Origin of the sequence: Plantibacter sp. PA-3-X8, assembly GCF_003856975.1 — a bacterium.
In the GTDB taxonomy this organism is placed as follows: domain Bacteria; phylum Actinomycetota; class Actinomycetes; order Actinomycetales; family Microbacteriaceae; genus Plantibacter; species Plantibacter auratus.
The window spans coordinates 2710309-2730267 of sequence record NZ_CP033107.1 but is presented as its reverse complement, the minus strand read 5'-3'; the positions used below and the strand labels follow the sequence as shown (position 1 = coordinate 2730267).

Sequence of the window (19959 nt, the reverse complement as noted above, 5' to 3'; positions counted from 1 at the left end):
AAGGTCGACGGTGACTGTTCACGACCAGGATCCATACTCGTCCAACCACGTAGACGCCGATCCTGAGGAGACGTCCGAGTGGAATGAGTCCCTCGACGCCCTCGTCGACGAACGTGGCCGCGGTCGCGGCCGCGACATCATGCTGAGCCTCCTGAAGCGCTCGAAGGAGCTGCACCTCGGCGTGCCGATGGTGCCCACCACCGACTACATCAACACCATCGCCTCGGAGAACGAGCCCGACTTCCCGGGCGACGAGGACATCGAACGCCGCTACCGCGCCTGGATCCGCTGGAACGCGGCCATGACCGTGCACCGCGCGCAGCGCCCCGGCATCGGTGTCGGCGGACACATCTCCACCTACGCGTCGTCGGCCGCGCTCTACGAGGTCGGCTTCAACCACTTCTTCCGCGGCCAGGACGCCCCGGGCGGTGGCGACCAGATCTACATCCAGGGCCACGCCTCCCCCGGCACCTACGCCCGCGCCTTCCTCGAGGGACGCCTCAGCACCGACCAGCTCGACGGCTTCCGTCAGGAGAAGTCGCACGCGCCGCACGGGCTCTCCTCGTACCCGCACCCGCGCCTCATGCCGGACTTCTGGCAGTTCCCGACGGTCTCCATGGGTCTCGGTCCGATCAACGCGATCTACCAGGCGCACCTCGCCAAGTACGTCACGAACCGTGGCATCAAGGACGCCAGCGACCAGCAGGTCTGGGCGTTCCTCGGCGACGGCGAGATGGACGAGGTCGAGAGCCGCGGTCAGCTCCAGGTCGCCGCGAACGAGGGCCTCGACAACCTCAACTTCGTGATCAACTGCAACCTGCAGCGCCTCGACGGCCCCGTCCGCGGGAACGGCAAGATCATCCAGGAGCTCGAGAGCTTCTTCCGCGGCGCCGGCTGGAACGTCATCAAGGTCATCTGGGGCCGCGAGTGGGACGACCTCCTCAACCGCGACACCGACGGCGCGCTCCTCAACCTCATGAACGTCACGCCCGACGGCGACTTCCAGACGTACAAGACGGAGGACGGCGCCTACGTCCGCGAGAACTTCTTCGGCCGCGACGAGCGTGCCCTGAAGCTCGTCGAGGGCTACACCGACGACGAGGTCTGGAACCTCAAGCGCGGCGGCCACGACTACCGCAAGGTCTACGCGGCGTTCAAGGCGGCCAGCGAGCACAAGGGCCAGCCGACGGTCATCCTCGCGCACACCATCAAGGGCTACGGCCTCGGCCCGAGCTTCGAGGGCCGCAACGCTACCCACCAGATGAAGAAGATGACGCTCGACAACCTGAAGACCTTCAGGGACACGATGCGCATCCCGATCACCGACTCGCAGCTCGAAGAGAACCCCTACCTCCCGCCGTACTACCACCCGGGCGAGGACGACGAGGCGATCCAGTACCTGCACGAGCGTCGCCGCGCGCTCGGCGGCTACGTCCCCGAGCGTCGCAGCAAGTACACGCAGCTGAACCTGCCCGACGACTCCGCGTACGCGGCAGCGAAGAAGGGCTCCGGCACGCAGGAGATCGCCACCACCATGGCGTTCGTCCGACTGCTGAAGGACCTCCTCCGCGCCAAGGACTTCGGCAACCGGATCGTCCCGATCATCCCCGACGAGGCACGCACCTTCGGTATGGACGCGTTCTTCCCGAGCGCGAAGATCTACAACCCGAACGGTCAGCACTACACCTCGGTGGACCGCGAACTGCTGCTCGCCTACAAGGAGAGCCCGCAGGGTCAGATCGTGCACGTGGGCATCAACGAGGCGGGCGCCGTCGCGGCCTTCTCCGCGATCGGAACCTCGTACTCGGTGCAGGGCGAGCCGCTCATCCCGGTCTACGTCTTCTACTCGATGTTCGGCTTCCAGCGCACCGCCGACGCCATCTGGGCTGCCGGCGACCAGATGACCCGTGGCTTCATGATCGGCGCGACCGCCGGTCGCACGACGCTCACGGGTGAGGGTCTCCAGCACGCGGACGGCCACTCGCTGCTGCTCTCGTCGTCGAACCCCGCGGTCGTCAGCTACGACCCGGCCTACGGCTACGAGATCGCGCACATCGTGCGCAGCGGTATCCAGCGCATGTACGGCGGCGAGCACGAGGACCCGAACGTCATGTACTACCTCACGGTGTACAACGAGCCGATGGTCATGCCCGTCGAGCCCGAGGGCGTGGACGTCGACGGCATCGTGCGCGGTATCCACCGCATCAGCACGAGCGACAAGCAGGGCCCGAAGGCTCAGCTGATGGCCTCCGGTGTCGCGGTCCCGTGGGCGATCGAAGCGCAGCAGCTGCTCGCCGACGACTGGGGCGTCTCCGCAGACGTCTGGAGCGTCACGAGCTGGACCGAGCTCCGTCGCGACGGGCTCGCCGCCGACCAGCACAACTTCCTCCACCCGCAGGAGGAGCGTCGTGTGCCCTACGTCACGGAGAAGCTGAGCGGTGCCGCAGGTCCGTTCGTCGCCGTGACCGACCACATGCACGCCGTGCCGGACCAGATCCGTCAGTTCGTGCCTGGCGACTTCGCGACGCTGGGTGCCGACGACTTCGGCTTCTCCGACACGCGCGCCGCTGCCCGTCGCTTCTTCAAGATCGACGGCCCGTCGCTCGTCGTCCGCACCCTCCAGCAGCTCGCTGCTCGGGGTGAGGTCGATGCGAGCCTCCCGCAGCAGGCGATCGACCGCTACCGCCTCCACGACGTGAACGCCGGCAACACCGGTAACGCGGGTGGCGAGAGCTGATTCCATCGCTACCACGGTGACGAAGACGAAGACGAAGGCCGAGACACTCGACTGGCTCCGCCGGATCTCGGGTGAGCTCGCGACCGCGACGCTCAAACGCCTCGAGGACACCCTTCCCTGGTACGCCGAGATGCCACCAGGCCGCCGCTCAGCGGTCGGCCTGGTGGCCCAGGCGGGCATCAGTTCGTTCATCTCGTGGTTCGACGATCCCCGGTCGACGCCGTGGATCGCTGCCGACGTGTTCGGGGCGGCTCCTCGCGAGCTGCTCCGTTCCGTCAGCCTGCAGCAGACGCTGCAACTCATCAGGGTCACCGTCGAGGTCGTCGAGGAACGCGTCGCGTCCGGAAGCGTCGACCTCCGCGAGGCGATCCTCCTTTACTCACGCGACATCGCGTTCGCCTCGGCCGACGTGTACGCCCGTGCGGCCGAAGCGCGCGGACTCTGGGACGCCCGCCTCGAGGCCCTCGTCGTCGACTCGATCCTCAGTGGCGAGGCCGACGACGAGCTCCCCAGCCGGATCGCCGCCCTCGGGTGGCACGGGCACGGTGAGGCCTGCGTCCTGGTCGGGACGACCCCACGGGTGCTCGATGTCGACATGCTCCGCCGGACCGCCCGACACCTCGACGCCGACGTGCTCATCGGCGTCCAGGGCAACCGGCTCGTGCTCGTCCTGGGTCGCGCCGAGCTACCCAGCACCGAGCCCGGAGACGGCGAACCCGTCGACGAGGCCGAACAGGCCGCCGCGGACGCCCGCACCAGCTCACAACTCACCTTCCTCGACATCGCCGCCAAGCTCGAGCACGGCTTCGGGCCGGGGCACCTGGTGCTCGGTCACGCCGTGCCCTCCCTCATCGAGGCGTCGCGCAGCGCGAAGGCCGCACTGGCCGGCTTCGCCGTGGCGAAGTCCTGGCGACACGCACCACGTCCGGTCGCCGCGGACGACCTCCTTCCGGAACGCGCCCTCGCCGGCGACAACCTGGCGAAGACCACGCTCATCGAGCGGGTCTACCGCCCGCTCAAGGACTACTCCGGCGAGCTCGTGACCACGCTCTGGTGTTACCTCGACAACGGCCGCTCGCTCGAAGCGACCGCGCGCGAGCTGTTCGTGCACCCCAACACGGTCCGGTACCGCCTCAAGCGGGTCTCCGAGGTCATCGGCTGGGACGCGACCGGTGCCCGCGAGTCGCTCATCCTGCAAGCGGCCCTCATCCTCGGTGCCATCGCTGAGCCCGAGCCGTCCCGACGTCGGCTGACCTCCTGACGCTCGCAAGGCCGTCCGACCGGTCGGTTTTGTGGACTCCACACAACACATTTCCCGAAGGTTCGTGGTGTTGCTCCACTGCTGGGCGTCCTCCGGTTGGCAGACTAGAGCGGTGATCGTCATCGCCTGCCCTGGACAGGGCTCCCAAACCCCCGGCTTCCTCGACCCCTGGTTGCAAGACGCGTCCGCGAAGGACGCGCTCGCGCGCTTCTCCGACGAAGCAGGACTCGACCTCGTCAAGCACGGCACCGTCTCCGACGCCGACACCATCCGCGACACCGCGGTGGCCCAGCCGCTCATCGTCGCGGCCGGCATCGTCGCCTTGGACGCCCTGCGGAAGGCCCTCCCCGCCGACGCCGCGCCGTTCGGCGGCATCGCCGGACACTCCGTCGGCGAGATCACTGCGGCCTACGGCGCCGGCATCCTCTCGGACAGCGACGCGATGAGCTTCGTGAGCGAACGCGCCGTGGCCATGGCCGAAGCCGCAGCCACCACCCCGACGGGCATGAGCGCCGTCCTCGGTGGCGACCAGGACGCCGTCGTCGCGCACGTCCGTTCCTTCGGGCTGGAGCCCGCCAACCACAACGGCGGCGGCCAGATCGTCGTCGCCGGTGCGCATGACGCCCTCGCCCGCCTCGCCGACGAGCCGCTCAAGGGCACGCGGGTGATCCCGTTGCAGGTCGCAGGCGCCTTCCACACGAGCTACATGCAGTCGGCCCGCGACTGGCTGGCCGGGGCGAGCCGCACGGTCGAGCCCCTGGACCCGACGCTCCGCATCTGGACGAACCACGACGGCACCGAGGTCACCTCGGGTACGGCGTTCTTCGACCTCCTCATCGGTCAGGTCGCCTCCCCGGTACGCTGGGACCTGTGCATGGACGCGTTCAGCGCCGCAGGGATCACCGGACTCATCGAGCTCGCCCCCGCCGGGGCGCTCACCGGACTCGCACGTCGCGGCCTGAAGGGCGTGCCGACGGTCGCCATCAAGACCCCCGACGACCTGCCGGCAGCCCTCGACCTCATCGCCCAGCAGTAGCGCAGACGGAGAACCAGTCAATGACCACCCCCACCCTCAAGCAGTCGCGCGGTCCCGAGTTCACCCGCATCCTCGGCCTCGGCGCAGCTCGCGGAGACCTCAGCGTCCCGAACGACGACCTCGTCGGTCCGATCAACTCGTCCGACGAGTGGATCCAGCAGCGCACCGGAATCGTCACCCGCACGCGGGCGTCGGCCGACGTCAGCGCCGTCGACCTCGCAGCCGAAGCCGGCGCCGAGGCCATCGCGGCCGCGGGCATCTCGCCCGAACAGGTCGACCTCGTCCTCATCGCGACGATCAGCAACGTCCAGCAGTCCCCGTCGATGGCGGCCGTCGTGGCCGACCGCGTCGGAGCGAACCCCGCTGCCGCCTACGACCTCAACGCCGCATGTGCCGGATACGCCTACGCGATCGCCCAGGCCGATGCCCTCATCCGATCGGGCGCGGCCCACTACGCACTCGTCATCGGCGCCGAGAAGCTGTCCGACATCGTCGATCCGACCGACCGGTCGATCTCATTCCTCCTCGGCGACGGTGCAGGCGCGGCCGTCGTCGGTCCGAGCGACTTCCCCGGCATCTCCCCCACCGTGTGGGGATCCGACGGCTCGAAGGCCGACGCCGTCGGCATGAGCGGCACGCTCACCGAGTTCCGCGACGGCACCGCCGCCTGGCCGACCCTGCGCCAGGAGGGCCAGACGGTCTTCCGGTGGGCGGTCTGGGAGATGGCCAAGGTCGCCAAGCAGGCCCTGGAGGAAGCGGGCGTCGAAGCCTCCGACCTCGCGGCCTTCATCCCCCACCAGGCGAACATGCGCATCGTCGACGAGTTCGCCAAGCAGCTCAAGCTGCCGGAGACCGTCGTCATCGCGCGCGACATCGAGACCACCGGCAACACCTCTGCGGCATCCATCCCGCTCGCAACCCACCGGCTCCTCCAGGGGCACCCCGAGCTCAGCGGCGGCCTCGCCCTGCAGATCGGGTTCGGTGCCGGACTGGTCTTCGGCGCTCAGGTCGTCGTCCTGCCGTAGCAGGACGCCCGACGCGACTACACTCGACTACGGTCAAACCTCACCCAAGGAGTAGAACAATGGCACTGTCCACCGAAGAAGTCCTCGCCGGCCTGGCCGAGCTGATCAACGACGAGACCGGCATCGCGACCGACACCGTCGAGCTGGACAAGTCGTTCACCGACGACCTCGACATCGACTCGATCTCCATGATGACCATCGTCGTCAACGCGGAGGAGAAGTTCGACGTGAAGATCCCGGACGAAGAAGTCAAGAACCTGAAGACCGTCGGCGACGCCGTCGACTTCATCGTCAAGGCTCAGGGCTAGTCCCAGCGCAGTGCTGAAGGGTCGGCCGGCAGTTGGCCGACCGGCCCTTCAGCGTTCGAGGCGGCTCGTCCGTCCGGACACGGGCTCGACCGCCGCAGGGCTCGGACCCCCTCGTCGTCTCCACAGAAGGTTTGACTGAATGACCACCAAACGCATCGTCATCACCGGCATCGGTGCCACCACTCCCCTCGGCGGCAACGCCACCGACTCCTGGGACAACCTCCTCGCCGGCAAGAGCGGTGCGAGCCGTCTCGAGCAGCCATGGGCCGAAGAGCTCGAGCTGCCCGTACGCTTCGCCGCGCAGGCCGCCGTCCCCACCGCGGACATCCTCGACCGTCGTGAGGTCAAGCGCCTCGACCCGTCGAGCCAGTTCGCCCTGATCGCCGCGCGCGAGGCCTGGCAGGACGCCGGCGCCCCCGAGGTCGACCCGGAGCGACTCCTCGTCGACTGGGCCACCGGCATCGGCGGCGTGTGGACGCTCCTCGACGCTTGGGACACCCTGCGCGAGAAGGGCCCCCGCCGCGTCCTCCCCATGACCGTCCCGATGCTCATGCCGAACGGCCCGGCAGCGGCGATCGGCATGGACCTCGGTGCCCGAGGCGGAGAGCGCACCGTCGTCTCCGCTTGTGCGTCAAGCACCGAGTCGCTCGCCAACGCCTACGACCACCTCCAGGCCGGCCTCGCCGACATCGTCGTGGCCGGTGGCTCCGAAGCCGCCATCCACCCGCTCCCGCTCGCGTCCTTCGCGGCGATGCAGGCGTTGTCCAAGCGCAACGACGACCCCGCCATCGCCTCGCGTCCCTACGACGTCGACCGCGACGGATTCGTCCTCGGAGAGGGCGCGGCAGCGCTCATCGTCGAGACCGAGGAGCACGCCAAGGCCCGTGGCGCCCGCATCTACGCCGAGCTCCTCGGTGGTGCGGTGACGAGCGACGCGTACCACATCACCGCTCCCGACCCCGAGGGTTCAGCTGCGGCCCGCGCCATGCGTGCGGCCGTCGAGAACGGTGGCGCGTCACTCGACGACGTCGTGCACGTCAACGCACACGCCACAAGCACGCCCGTGGGCGACATCGCGGAGTACAACGCGCTGCGTCGGGTCTTCGGTGCCCACCTCGACGACATCGCCGTGACGGCCACGAAGGCGTCGACCGGTCACCTCCTCGGCGGCGCGGGTGCCATCGAGGCGGCCTACACAGCGCTCGCCCTGCACCACCGGGTCATCCCGCCGACCATCAACCTCGACAACCAGGACCCGGAGATCCCGCTCGACGTCGTCACGACGCCGCGGCAGCTCGGGTCCGGCGACCTGCTCGCCATCAGCAACTCGTTCGGGTTCGGCGGCCACAACGCGGTCGTCGCGTTCCGGAGCTACTGAGCCGTCCGCGACGGAGACGATGACGGGTCGTGGTGCATGCACCACGACCCGTCGTCGTCTACTGACCAGGGTGCCGCCGTTTCGTCACCTCGTGTCTGCCGGGAGTGTCACCGACCTCGCACGGTCCACGCCACGTGGGCACCCTGTCGTCTGTGAAGTTGTCTCGCGTGCGCGGTGCCGCCACGCCGGCGGGGCCGGATCAGCCCACGTTGTGCAGCCAGATGACAGAGGACCCGTCGCCGGCGTGACGGAACGGCTCGAGTTCGTCGTCCCACGGCTGTCCGAGCGCGACGCGGAGTTCGCGCTGGAGTTCGGCGGCGTTCCCGGCGCCGACCTCCATGGCGTACCGGATGCGATCCTCCGGGACGACGACGTTGCCGATGCTGTCGGTCTGCGCGTAGAAGATCCCGAGGTCGGGCGTGTGCATCCACCGGGCACCGTCGACACCCTGGGCCGGGTCTTCGCTCACCTCGTAGCGGAGGTGCTCCCAGCCGCGCAGGGCTGAGGCGAGTGCGGCTCCGGTGCCGTGCGGGCCTTCCCAGAAGACCTCGGCACGCTGCGCACCGCGGAGGATCGGCTGGTCTTCCCAGTCGAAACTGATGGCACGACCAAGAGCGCGACCTGCCGCCCATTCGAGGTGCGGGCAGAGCGCGCGAGGCGACGAGTGCACGAACAGCACACCCTTCGTCATCGGTGTCGACATGATTCCTCCACTGCGTCCGGGTGCGTCTTCCCCAACGACCCATGCAGTGTTATCCATGTCGGTGTCCGGCTGACCGGACCTCCGTGTATGCAGTTGTTCGACTCGCGCCGATACGAGCATTATGCCCCATGACCTGGAGGAATGACAACCGTGTCGTTCCCAGTACGCTGGATCGGGAGCCGGCCCGGACTGACGGCCCTCCAGGATGGAGCGGTGATGCACGAGGCCCTCGCGATCGACATCGGCGGCACGAAGGTCGAAGCGGCCGTCGTCGACGCTGAGGGACGGATCCTGCCCGGCACCCGGTTCCGCGGTTCGACGGGCGCCGCGGCCACCCGCGAGGAGCTCGTGGCGTCGATCCTCCAGACCGCCGAACGGAGCGTCGCGGCCCATGGCGGGCCGGTGTCCGGTGTCGGGATCGGTTCGGCGGGCCCCATCGGCAGGGCCGACGGCACCGTCTCGCCGATCAACCTCCCCCGACTCGCCGACTTCCCCGTCGTGGCGGAGCTCCGGCGCTTCACGTCTGGTCCGGTGGAACTCCGTCTCGACGGCACCTGCATCGCCCTGGCCGAACACTGGCAGGGCGCGCTCCGCGGAACCGAGAACAGCATGGGCATCGTCGTCTCGACTGGGATCGGTGGCGGGATCATTCTCGGATCCCGACTCGTCCCGGGCACCTCGGGCAACGCCGGCCACCTCGGACAGATGCAGCTCCGCCGACGCGAACCGGATGCCGTCGGCACACCCTGGACCTTGGAGGGCATCGCGTCGGGAACCGCGACGGTCGCCTGGGCCCGCACGCAAGGATGGACCGGCACGACGGGCGAACAGCTCGGGGCCGACTACGCAGCCGGAACGGAGATCGCGATCCGCGCCGTCCGACGTTCCGCCGAGGCCGTCGGCGAAGCCCTCTGCAGCATCACGACCCTGCTCGACCTGGAACGCGTCGCGATCGGAGGCGGCTTCTCGCGGGTCTCCCCCGACTACCTCGACCTCGTCCAGAAGGCTGCGACCGCGGCTGCACTGCACGCCTACGCCCGTGAGCTGCGCGTGGTCCCGGCCGGCCTCGACGCCGACGGCCCGCTCATCGGTGCTGCCGCACTCGTCCTCGCGGACTGACCGGTCCCTGAGCAACCCGGCACCCCTGAGCCCCACCCCATCCCGGTCCCTGAGCCGCCCCGTCCCGGTCCCTGAGCCTGTCGAAGGGCGCCCTTCGACAAGCTCCGGGACCGGAAGCAAGGCTCATGGGCCGGATCTCGGTAGGGCGGGTGGGACTTGAACCCACGCATCGTTCGGTTATGAGCCGAATGCCTTCACCAGCTTGGCTACCGCCCCGTGCGGAACCCAGTGTACCGAGTGGCCCGCCGGGCGGGAGTCAGTCGCGGGATTCCTGGCGGTCTGCGGTCGCCGTGTGACGCTCGGTCGTCGGGTCGACGACCTGCTCGCCGCGGTAGAGCGCTTCGAAGGTGTCGAGCGTGCGCTCGATGTCGTGTGCGGAGACGAGCTCCAACGAGGCGTCCTGCATCCGGCGGTACTCCTCGGGCGAGGCGCTGAGTACCGTCGCGAGCCGCTCGGCCAGGGCGTCGACGTTGCCCGGCTCGAACAGGTATCCGTTGACCTGATCGTGCACGAGGTGGGGCAGCGCCATGGCGTCGGCCGCGACCACCGGGAGACCGGAGGCCATGGCCTCCATCGTCGCGATGCTCTGCAGCTCCGCGATGGACGGCATCGCGAAGACGGTGGCGTTCGTGTAGGCCTGCTTCACCTCATCGTCGGACACCTTGCCGAGGAATCGGACGCGGTCGCCGATGCCGAGCTGCTGGGTCAGCTGCTCGAGGTTCTTCGCCTGGTCGCCGCCACCGATGACGTCGACGTGGGCGTCGAGTTCCTTCGGGAGTTTCGTGAGCGCGCGCAGGAGCACGTCGATCTGCTTCTCGCTCGTGATGCGACCCACGAACAGGATGGTGTTGCGCTTCCGCGGTTCGAACGACGGCGTGTACTGTCCGGCCTCGATCCCGCAGGAGATCGCGTGCACACCGGTCAGGCCCGTGAACTGCTCCAGGAAGTCGGCGGCCTTGCGCGTCGGGGTCGTCACGGCGAAGGCACGATCGAAGACGCGACGGGCGGCAGCCCACTGCGTCCGGACGAGCCACTCCTGGGTGCGCTTGGGGATGACGGTGAAGTCGAGGATGTTGTCGGGCATGATGTGGTTCGTCGCCACCATGCGGATGCCGCGTCGCTCGGCCTCGATCGAGAGACCACGGCCCACCACGATGTGCGACTGCAGATGCACGACGTCGGGCTTCACGCGGTCGAGGATCTTCCGGGCGTTCCGTCGCATCGACCACGGCATCGCGAAGCGCAGCCAGTCGTGCGGGTACCACCGGAGGCTGAAGAGGCGGTGCGCCGTCATCGTCTGACCCTCGTGGGTCTCCTTCCACGTGCCGAACTTGCGCGAGCCGGCGGGCGCCACGATGTGGACGTCGTGGCCTCGGCGGACGAGTCCGGCCGCGAGCCGTTCGGCGAAGCGTGCGGCGCCGTTCACGTCGGGCGAGAAGGTGTCGGCACCGATCACCACCCGCAGCGGCTTGTGGGTGTCGGCGCTCGGCGTCGTGCTGGACGCCTTCGCGAGGTGCTGGTCGTCGGGAGAAGTCAAGGTATCGGTGATTCCTCTGTGCTTGGCCAGTGATGTGAGGGGGTGCGGGCGGTCGCTCACGACCCTGATGCGGCGCGGAACGCCATGCTCAAGCATACCTGCAGCCCGTTCGGGCTCCAGGGCTCAGGCGGGCGCGTCGCCGGTCGCGAGGGCCTTCGCGGCTGCCGCGGCCGCCGGCGTCTGGCTCACCTGCGGGTGATGGCGGGCGAGCTGAAAGACACCCCACACGGCGATCGCGCCGGCCACGACGAAGCCGAAGCCCGCCCAGAACGGGGCGTTGCTCGCCTCCCCCAGCACGATGATGCCGATGCCGACCGCGATCATCGGATCGATGACGGTGAGGCCCGCGATGACCAGGTCGGGAGGCCCCGAGGAGTAGGCGGTCTGCACGAAGTAGCCGCCGAGCGCACTCGCGGCGACGAGGCCGAGCCCGCAGAGGACCGTGAGCCAGTCGAACTCGCCCTGCTGCAGCCGTCCGATGATGACCTTGGCGAGCGTCGCGACGAAGCCGTAAAGCACCCCGGTCCCGACGATGTAGAAGATGGCCGTGAAGCGTGACCGGAACACCATGAAGCCGAGCCCGAACACGACGAGCACGACACCGAGCATCACCAGGATCGTGACGAGTTCGGCCTCGGTGATCCGGTGCTCGCCCGTGAAGACCGCGGCGATCGTCACGAACAGGCCGACGCCGCCGACGCAGGCGACGATCGCGACGACCGATCGACGGTTCAACCGGACGCCGCTGATCCTGCTGTTCACCACCGCCGTGATGACGAGCGCGACCGCGCCCAACGGCTGGACGAGGGTGATCGGTGCGAGGGACAGGCTGCCGAGCTGGAGCACGATCGCGAGCCCGAGCATGACGGTTCCGGTCACCCAGGAGGGCCGACTGAGCAAGGCCAGCAGCTGGGCGACGTTGAGCCCCGAGGTCGCGTCGGTGCCGCTCGACGACTCGACCTTCGCCACACCCCGGTGCTGCAGCTGCGCGCCGAGCGAGAGGAAGACGGCGCCGAGGAGTGCGAACGGGATGCCGAGCAGCTGCGAGGGGTTGCGGGTGAAGTCGTCCGCGAGGTCGGCGATGTCGATGGCGGAGGGGATCACCCGTCGAGGCTACCCCGCCGCCCCGCCGATCCCTGCGCGCCAGGCCGAGCCCAGCGGATAGGCTCGAGCAATGGCAATTCTCGAGATCCACGTGACCGGTGACCCGGTGCTCCACTCCGTCGCCCGGCCGGTCGCCACCGTGGACGACGACCTCCGACGACTCGTCGCCGACATGTACGAGACCATGGATCTGGCTCCCGGCGTCGGGCTCGCGGCTCCGCAGGTCGGCGTGCCGCTCCGCCTCTTCGTCTACAGCTACGAGGACGACGACGGCCAGCCATGGCGCGGCGTCGCGATCAACCCGGTGCTGTGGATCAGTCCCCCGCCGGTGGGCGAGCTCGACGAGGAGGATGAGTCGGAGGGCTGCCTCTCCGTCCCAGGCGAGCGGCACCCGCTCCGTCGAGCGGAAGCGGCCATGCTCATCGGGACCGACCTCGAGGGCGCCCCGGTCGAGCTGCGGGTCGTCGGCTGGCGCGCACGCATCCTGCAGCACGAGTTCGACCACCTCAACGGCGTGCTCTACGTGGACCGCCTCGAACTGCCGCACTCGCGCCGAGCGGCGAAGGCGATCCGCAAGGCGGGCTGGGGCGTGCCCGGGATCTCCTGGCTCCCGGGTCGCGACGACCTCGAGGGCTGAACCACCTCGACGGACACGACGCCGGCACGATCGACACGGCATCACCTCGACAGGCGCAGGGTGTCCGGACATGCAACGAGGCCCGAAGAGTGGAGTCTTCGGGCCTCGTTGCCTAGTCTACGGCGTCCCTGCCGGTTTCGTGAAACCGGCCTCAAACGACGAATCCCCCGGTCCGTATGGACCGAGGGATTCTGTGCAGCTCCTCGAGTTGGACTCGAACCAACAACCTATCGATTAACAGTCGATTGCTCTGCCAATTGAGCTATCGAGGAATACGTGCTTCGACCGGCCGGACGAATCCGGCCTCTGCGTTGCAGCGCGTATCTACTGTAGCAAAGGATTCGCAGACTCCAAATCGACACGCGATCAATCGATGCCGACGGCCTCGGGCGTCTCGTACTGGGTCTCCGTGCCTCCCGACTGGGCGAGCGCCGCGAGGAACTCGTGCGGCGGATCGGCGAGCATCGCGTCGATCGGGCCGTAGCCCACGACCCGTGACTGGTGGAGCGCCAGGACGTCGTCGGTCACCTCGCGGAGCATCGCGAGGTCGTGTGTCACGACGATGACCGTGCCGCCGTCGCGTCGGAACCCGTCGAGCAACTCGGTCACCGTGTGCCGGACCGTGATGTCGATGCCGGCCGTCGGTTCGTCGGCGATGAACACCTTCGGGCCGAGGACGAGAGCACGCGCGATGGCGATGCGCTGTCGCTGACCGCCGCTCAGTTCATAGGGGTACTTGTCGAGGCTGGAGAGGGGCATCTGCACGGCGTCCAACAGTGTGGCGACCCGGACGCCGAGCGCCTGCTCGCTGAACTTCTTGTCGCGCGCGAGCACGGGTTCGGAGATGAGCTCCGTGACGGTGAGTTCGGGCTTCAGGTGCGCACCGGCCTCCTGCTCGAGCAGCGACACCTCGAACGTGAGCTTCGTGAGTTCTTTGCGACCCACCTTGCGCATGGAGCGACCGAGCGTGCTCGCGTCGCCGCCGGACACGAACGGACGGGAGTCCGCTCCGGTCAGGTGGCGTCCGGACAACACCCGCAGGAGCGTGCTCTTCCCCGAGCCCGAGCTGCCGATGACCCCGAGCGAGCCACCGACGGGCAGCTCGAAGCTGATGCCGTCCAACGCTCGATTGCTCGGACTCACGCCGTGCGCGGCGTAGTCGACGCTCAGATCACTCGCCCGGACCGCCGGTCCGTCCTGCTCTGGGTGCTTCATGAGACCTCTCCTTCCGGTGCACGGGGAGCCACCGGATCGCCATCGAGTGTATCCGGCGATCCCGGCGGGGCCACGTGCCACGCTCGGAGGAGGCCGACCGCGTCAGGCCTCGGCGCGGAGCGCACGCCGTTCCGCCTCGACGTCCGCGAGCTGCCGGGTGATCTCCCGGTGGGACTCGTCGCGGGGGTCGGTGCGACGCAACGACCCGAGCAACGCCGCCTTCCGACCGAGGAGGTCGCGGTCGATCAGCGCCCGCGCGATGTCCCGGACGTAGCTCGGCAGTTTCTCCTCGTTCGTCTCGGGGAGCGGGGACACCCCGAGCTCACGCACCAGTCCGTCGAAGCCGGGTGGGACCTGCGCGATGACGGTCTCGAGCCAGGCGTTCGTCCCGAGGTGGTCCAGGCTCACACTCATGGCGTCGCGTACCACGGCGAGGGAACTGTTGGCGACCGAGCTCTGGACCGCGCGCTCCAGCATGGGGCGTTCGAGGTGCTGGGGCAGCTGCAGGATCGCACGGAGGGCGTCTTGCTCGAGGCGCGTCGACGGATCCTTGGGCAGGTCGTTGAGCGAGGCCTGGCGCTCGCGCGGCGGCTCGGCGGCTGGTGCGCCGGGGCCCTGCTGGCGGGCGTCTCGGGCGGAGTTCTGCGAGCCTCCTGCGGCGGCACCGCCAGCGGCCCGCACGGCGCGGGCCACCTCGTCGAGTTCCATGCCGAGCTGCTTCGCGAGCACCCGGGTGTACCCGGGACGGAGCGAGGGGTCGCGGATCTCGGCGACGACCGGCGCGGCCGCGCGGAGTGCGCCGACGCGACCCTCGACCGTCTCGAGGTCGAAGCCCGCCAGCGTCCGCCGGATGATGAACTCGAACATCGGCTCGCGGCCGTCGACGAGCTTCCGGATGGCGCCGTCGCCGCGGTTGAGCCGGAGGTCGCAGGGGTCGAGGCCGTCGGAGGACACGGCGACGTATGTCTGGGCGGAGAAGCGCTTCTCCTCGCCGAACGCACGCGTCGCGGCCTTCTGCCCGGCCTCATCGGGGTCGAAGGTGAAGATGACCTCGCCGGTGGCGGAGTCGTCGCCCATGACGCGGCGGATCATCTTGATGTGGTCGACCCCGAACGAGGTCCCGCAGGTCGCCACCGCGGTGGTCTCCCCCGCCAGGTGGCAGGCCATGACGTCGGTGTACCCCTCGACGACGACGACGCGCTTGCCGCGCGAGATGTCGCGTTTGGCGAGGTCGAGTCCGTAGAGGACCTGCGCCTTGTGGTAGATCGCCGTCTCGGGGGTGTTGAGGTACTTCGGTCCCTTGTCGTCGTCGCGCAGGCGCCGGGCGCCGAAGCCGAGCACCTGCCCGGTGGTGTCGCGGATGGGCCAGATGAGGCGCCCGCGGAACCGGTCGTAAACCCCGCGGTCGCCGCTCGACACGAGCCCGGCCGCGAGCATCTCCTCGTCGGAGAATCCGCGAGACCGCAGCGCCTTCATGAGGTGGTCCCAACCGGCAGGCGCGAACCCGATCCCGAAGTGGTCGGCAGCGGCGGCGTCGAAGCCGCGTTCGCCGAGGAACCGCCGCCCGAGGTCGGCGTCGCCGTCGTGGAGCTGCTGCTGGAAGTACTCGGCGGCAGCCTGGTTGGCGGCGAAGAGGCGAGCCCGGTTGCCGTGGTCGACCTTGCCGCCGCCCTCCTCGTAGCTGAGCGGGTACCCGATGCGCTGCGCGAGACGTTCCACCGACTCCGCGAACGTCACGTGGTCCATCTTCTGCAGGAAGCTGTAGACGTCGCCGCTCTCGCCACAACCGAAGCAGTGGTAGAGCCCGACCGTGGGGCGCACGTGGAAGCTCGGGCTGCGTTCGTCGTGGAAGGGGCACAAGCCCTTCAGCGAGCCGACGCCGGCGGACTTCAGCGAGACGTAGTCGCCGACGACGTCGCCGATGTTGGTGCGTGCCTTGACCTCTTCAACATCGCTCTGTCGAATCCGTCCGGCCATGCTTCGATCCTAGTCTCGTGCGTCCATCGTCCATCCCTGAGGGCCTCCGCGCAGTGGAGTCGGAGACCCGCTCCCGTGTGGAGGAGCGTCAGGCGCCGACGTGCCGTTCGTGCCAGGAGAGGGCGCTCTGATCGGTCAGGCTCGCGATCTGGTCGACGACGACGCGACGGCGTTCCGCGTCGGACCCGGCTGCCCGCCAGTCCGCCGCGAAGCCGACGTCGAGGGCCGACTCCCCGAGCGCGAACACCGCGTCCGACAGTTCGATGAGGATCTCCCGCTGCCGGACGTACAGCGGCTGGCGGGAGTCGCTGTACATCACGAACGCGGCCACGATCCCCTTGAGAAGCGCGATCTCGGCCTGGATGCCGTGGGGCACCACGACGTCGGCCCCGAACCGCACGAGGCTGGCCTGCGGGAAGGCCTCCCGGGTCGCCGCAGTCGCCGCACCGGCGAACCGACCGATCATCTGGCTCGTGAAGTTCTTGAGCCGACCGAGGTCGCGCCGGGAGCCGTCCCAGGCGGTGATCCAGGTGTGCGAGGACTGCAGCCGGTCGAAGGCGGCGGCGAGGTCGTCGTGGGTGAAGTCGTCGCCGGCCCAGGACAGCGCCGTGTCGATGAGGCGGTCGTGTCCTGCGCGCGCGTTCAGGAACGCCGGGTCGATGTACTCCCCGACGACGGCGTCCTCGAAGTCGTGCACGGAGTAGGCGATGTCGTCCGCGAGGTCCATGACCTGCGCCTCGACGCAGCGGACGCGCTCGGGAGCGCCGGCTCGCAACCAGCGGAAGGCTGCTGAGTCCTCGTCGAAGAACCCGAACTTGGCGCGACCACCGGGATCCGGCACCGACTGCGCCGCCGGCCACGGGTACTTGCAGCTGGCGTCGAGGCTCGCGCGGGTGAGGTTCAGACCGTACGGCTCGCCGTCGGGGCCGAAGACCTTGGATTCGAGGCGCGTGAGGATCCGCAGGGTCTGGGCGTTGCCCTCGAACCCGCCGATCGCGGCGGACCAGTCGTTGAGCGCTCGTTCGCCGTTGTGACCGAACGGCGGATGACCGAGGTCGTGCGCGAGGCACGCCGTGTCGACGACGTCCGGAGCGAGGTCCAGGCTGGCAGCCAGCTCGCGACCGACCTGCGCCACCTCGAGGGAGTGCGTCAGTCGGTTCCGGGCGAAGTCGACCCCGCTCGTCGGGCTGAGCACCTGGGTCTTGGCGGCGAGTCGCCGCAGGGCACTGGAGTGCAAGAGCCGTGCACGATCGCGCGCGAAGTCGGAGCGTCGCGTCGAGTGGTGCTCGGGCATCCAGCGTTCTTCGTCGTGCAGGGTGTAGCCGTCCCGGTCCATGGAGACGCTCCCCTGCTCGATGATGCTATCCGCCACTGTGGTCCAGTTCCGCTCCCGCGATCTCGGTCTGCTCGTCGGCACCCAGCGACTGCGAGTCGAGCCAGCCGTAGGGCAGTGCCGGTCGTTTCGGCGTGCCGGCGCGTCCGCGCTGCCCTTCCGCTGCGGCGCCCGGGTAGGGGGCCGTCCAGTCGAGGGTCGCGAGCAGGTCGTCGAGCTGGTCGAGCGACTCCACGGTCGCAAGGCTCGCGCGGAGGTCACCGCCGACGGGGTAGCCCTTGAAGTACCAGGCGACGTGCTTCCGGATGTCGCGGCAGCCGCGCTCCTCGCTCTCGAAGAACTCGGCCAGGAGCTCGGCGTGACGCCGGAACGCGGCCGCGACGTCGCCCAGGGACGGCTCCGCCTTGCCGCCCTCACCGGCGAACGCCGAGCTGAGGTCGCCGAAGAGCCAGGGGCGACCGAGGCAACCGCGGCCCACGACGACGCCGTCGCAGCCGGTCTCGTCGACCATCCTCAGGGCGTCCTCTCCCGACCAGATGTCGCCGTTCCCGAGGACCGGCACCGAGGTGACCGTCTCCTTGAGCTTGGTGATCGCCGACCAGTCCGCGTGGCCGGAGTAGAACTCGGCGGCGGTCCTGGCGTGCAGCGCGATCGACGCCACGCCGGCGCCCTCGGCGATCCGGCCGGCCTCGAGGTAGGTGAGGTGGTCGGAGTCGATGCCCTTGCGCATCTTGATCGTGAGCGGGACGTCGCCGGCGGCACGGACAGCGCCCTCGACGATGTCGCGGAAGAGCCCGGTCTTCCAGGGCAGCGCCGCTCCCCCGCCCTTGCGGGTGACCTTGGGCACCGGGCAGCCGAAGTTGAGGTCGATGTGGTCGGCGCGATCCTCGGCGACGAGCATGGTGACGGCCTCGGCGACCGTCTTCGGGTCGACGCCGTAGAGCTGGATGGAGCGGAGCGTCTCGCTCTCGTGGTGCTGGATGAGCCGCATGGTCTCCGGCGTGCGTTCGACGAGCGCGCGGGAGGTGATCATCTCGCTGACGTACAGTCCAGCACCGTATTCGCGGCACAGTCGACGGAACGCCGTGTTGGTGATCCCGGCCATGGGGGCGAGCACGACCGGCGAGTCGAGCACGATGGGCCCGATCGCGAGGCTCGGGCGCTGCGAGAGCGTGGTAGGAAGAGACATCACCCTCGATTCTCCCAGATGATCGGCGCTCCCGCGCCCAGTGAGGACCACATGTCAGACGCCGTCCCGCCCGCCGACCTCAAGCCGTCCGGCCGCGAGCGCGTCCGAGCAGCGGCCGCCGCACTCGGTCTCGACGTGGAGCTGGTCGAGCGACCGCCCGCGCGCAGTCTCCACGAGGCGGCGGAGCTGCTCGGCATCGAGCCCGCGGACATCGTCAAGACGATCGTCGTGAAGCGTCGCAGCGGCGACTACCTCTTCGCCCTCGTGCCGGGCGGCCGCAAGATCTCCTGGCCGCCGTTCCGCACGCTGCTCGGTGTGAACAAGCTCGCGATGCCGGACGCGGCGACCGCGTTCCAGGCGACCGGCTACGAGCGCGGCACCATCACCGTCCTCGGTGCGAGCGCTCCACTCCCCGTCTATGCGGACGAGCGCATCCTCGAGCGCGGAGGGCGCATCTCGATCGGCGCCGGCGAGCACGGGTGGAGCGCCTTCGTCGACGCGGCGGAGTACCTCACCGCCATCGGCGCCGTCACCGCGGACCTCACCGAGCCGGAGGACCCTCAGTCCTGAGCCGTTTCCGGCGGGAGCACGAGGCAACTGTCGCCCTCGCAGACGACGGCGTCGCCTCCGAGGAGTCGGAGCGCCGGCCGGACCGGCGCGGACTGCTGATCATGGACGCTGCGCTCAGGCGACGTCGTCTCCGTGCTCACGCCTGCACCGGCTCGGTGCTCGCGCGTTCCGTCCAGACCTGCTCGAGGACCTGCGTGAACGCGGCCGCCTCCTGCGCGCCGGACACCCCGTAGGCGCCGTCGATGACGAAGAACGGGACGCCCTGGATGCCGTACCCCTGTGCCGTCGCCTGGTCCTCGCGGACTGCCTGCGTGTACTGGCCGGATTCCAGCGCCGAGACCACGGCGGACCGGTCGAGCCCCACCTCGACGGCGAGGTCGGCGAGGTCCTCGATGCGACCGACATGGCGGCCCTCGGTGAAGTAGGCCCGCAGGAGGCGCTCGGTCATCTCGAGCTGCTTCCCCTCCGCCTTGGCGAAGTGCAGCAGTTCGTGCGCCTTCACCGTGTTCGTGTGCTGGAGGATGCCGAAGTCGTACTCGAGACCGGCGTCCGAGGCGATCCCCGTCACCCGATCGAGCATCTGCTGCACCTGGTCGGCCGGCATGCCCTTGTGCTTCACGAGGAAGTCGATCTCGGTGCCGTCGAAGTCGACCGGGGTGTCGGGTGCCAGCTCGAAGGAGTGGTACTCGACCTCGACTTCGCGTCCGTCGCCGAGCTGCGCGAACTCCGCCGCACCCCGCTCGAACTTGCGCTTGCCGATGTAGCACCACGGGCAGGCGATGTCGGACCAGATGTCGATCTTGATGGGTTCACTCATGTCAGGGCCAACC

General features: G+C 69.2%; 17 protein-coding genes and 2 tRNA genes. 9 read left to right on the top strand and 10 right to left on the bottom strand.

What is annotated here, in order from left to right:
- Positions 1-10: 10 nt before the first annotated feature.
- The 6 genes from aceE to EAO79_RS12905 all read left to right on the top strand — a co-directional run bounded on the left by aceE (position 11) and on the right by EAO79_RS12905 (position 7745).
- The gene (aceE, locus tag EAO79_RS12930; protein WP_085510736.1) at positions 11-2737 is read left to right on the top strand and encodes a pyruvate dehydrogenase (acetyl-transferring), homodimeric type; all 2727 of its coding nucleotides are present in this window, start codon (positions 11-13) and stop codon (positions 2735-2737) included.
- A 16-nt stretch (positions 2738-2753) separates the two neighbouring features.
- Complete coding sequence (locus EAO79_RS12925; RefSeq protein ID WP_206428234.1) at positions 2754-3998, top strand: CdaR family transcriptional regulator; 1245 nt, start codon at positions 2754-2756, stop codon at positions 3996-3998.
- Positions 3999-4110: 112 nt separating this feature from the next.
- Positions 4111-5034, top strand: coding sequence for an ACP S-malonyltransferase (locus EAO79_RS12920; protein ID WP_124769222.1), 924 nt, complete (start codon positions 4111-4113; stop codon positions 5032-5034).
- A gap of 20 nt (positions 5035-5054) precedes the next feature.
- Positions 5055-6059: a beta-ketoacyl-ACP synthase III gene (locus EAO79_RS12915; RefSeq protein ID WP_079705772.1), complete on the top strand. Its 1005-nt coding sequence runs from the start codon at positions 5055-5057 to the stop codon at positions 6057-6059.
- A gap of 59 nt (positions 6060-6118) precedes the next feature.
- Positions 6119-6367, top strand: a complete 249-nt coding sequence (locus EAO79_RS12910) for an acyl carrier protein (protein WP_056006457.1) — start codon at positions 6119-6121, stop codon at positions 6365-6367.
- A gap of 139 nt (positions 6368-6506) precedes the next feature.
- Positions 6507-7745, top strand: coding sequence for a beta-ketoacyl synthase (locus EAO79_RS12905; RefSeq protein ID WP_124769221.1), 1239 nt, complete (start codon positions 6507-6509; stop codon positions 7743-7745).
- 199 nt (positions 7746-7944) lie between these two features.
- Here EAO79_RS12905 and EAO79_RS12900 read toward each other — a convergent pair whose 3' ends face one another.
- On the bottom strand, positions 7945-8448 hold the full coding sequence (locus EAO79_RS12900; protein WP_064293650.1) for a DUF3145 domain-containing protein: 504 nt from the start codon (positions 8446-8448) through the stop codon (positions 7945-7947).
- Between the two features lie 150 nt (positions 8449-8598).
- Between EAO79_RS12900 and EAO79_RS12895 the strand changes: the two genes are divergently transcribed.
- Positions 8599-9567 (top strand): ROK family protein, encoded by a 969-nt coding sequence (locus EAO79_RS12895; protein WP_371413644.1) that lies wholly within the window; start codon positions 8599-8601, stop codon positions 9565-9567.
- 141 nt (positions 9568-9708) lie between these two features.
- On the opposite strand, the gene EAO79_RS12890 is transcribed toward EAO79_RS12895, so the two are convergent.
- From EAO79_RS12890 to EAO79_RS12880, 3 genes are all read right to left on the bottom strand, one after another.
- Positions 9709-9783: transfer RNA gene (locus EAO79_RS12890), tRNA-Ile, on the bottom strand.
- Positions 9784-9823: 40 nt separating this feature from the next.
- Positions 9824-11104: a glycosyltransferase gene (locus EAO79_RS12885; protein ID WP_371413643.1), complete on the bottom strand. Its 1281-nt coding sequence runs from the start codon at positions 11102-11104 to the stop codon at positions 9824-9826.
- Positions 11105-11227: 123 nt separating this feature from the next.
- Entirely contained in the window at positions 11228-12208 is a 981-nt protein-coding gene (locus EAO79_RS12880) for a DMT family transporter (protein WP_241160875.1), read from the bottom strand.
- A 70-nt stretch (positions 12209-12278) separates the two neighbouring features.
- Between EAO79_RS12880 and def the strand changes: the two genes are divergently transcribed.
- Entirely contained in the window at positions 12279-12845 is a 567-nt protein-coding gene (def, locus tag EAO79_RS12875; protein ID WP_079705767.1) for a peptide deformylase, read from the top strand.
- A gap of 199 nt (positions 12846-13044) precedes the next feature.
- On the opposite strand, the gene EAO79_RS12870 is transcribed toward def, so the two are convergent.
- From EAO79_RS12870 to dusB, 5 genes are all read right to left on the bottom strand, one after another.
- Positions 13045-13117: transfer RNA gene (locus tag EAO79_RS12870), tRNA-Asn, on the bottom strand.
- A 94-nt stretch (positions 13118-13211) separates the two neighbouring features.
- Entirely contained in the window at positions 13212-14060 is an 849-nt protein-coding gene (locus tag EAO79_RS12865; RefSeq protein ID WP_079705766.1) for an ATP-binding cassette domain-containing protein, read from the bottom strand.
- 102 nt (positions 14061-14162) lie between these two features.
- On the bottom strand, positions 14163-16037 hold the full coding sequence (dnaG, locus tag EAO79_RS12860) for a DNA primase (protein WP_085510730.1): 1875 nt from the start codon (positions 16035-16037) through the stop codon (positions 14163-14165).
- 88 nt (positions 16038-16125) lie between these two features.
- On the bottom strand, positions 16126-17373 hold the full coding sequence (locus EAO79_RS12855; RefSeq protein WP_085511054.1) for a deoxyguanosinetriphosphate triphosphohydrolase: 1248 nt from the start codon (positions 17371-17373) through the stop codon (positions 16126-16128).
- Between the two features lie 25 nt (positions 17374-17398).
- A complete protein-coding gene (gene dusB, locus EAO79_RS12850) occupies positions 17399-18559 on the bottom strand; it encodes a tRNA dihydrouridine synthase DusB (protein WP_085510729.1) in 1161 nt (386 codons plus the stop codon).
- A gap of 51 nt (positions 18560-18610) precedes the next feature.
- On the opposite strand from dusB, the gene EAO79_RS12845 reads away from it, so the two are divergent.
- Positions 18611-19129, top strand: coding sequence for an aminoacyl-tRNA deacylase (locus EAO79_RS12845; protein WP_124769219.1), 519 nt, complete (start codon positions 18611-18613; stop codon positions 19127-19129).
- 136 nt (positions 19130-19265) lie between these two features.
- Here the strand turns inward: EAO79_RS12845 and EAO79_RS12840 are convergent, their stop codons facing one another.
- Positions 19266-19946, bottom strand: coding sequence for a DsbA family protein (locus tag EAO79_RS12840; protein ID WP_079705763.1), 681 nt, complete (start codon positions 19944-19946; stop codon positions 19266-19268).
- Positions 19947-19959: the final 13 nt, after the last annotated feature.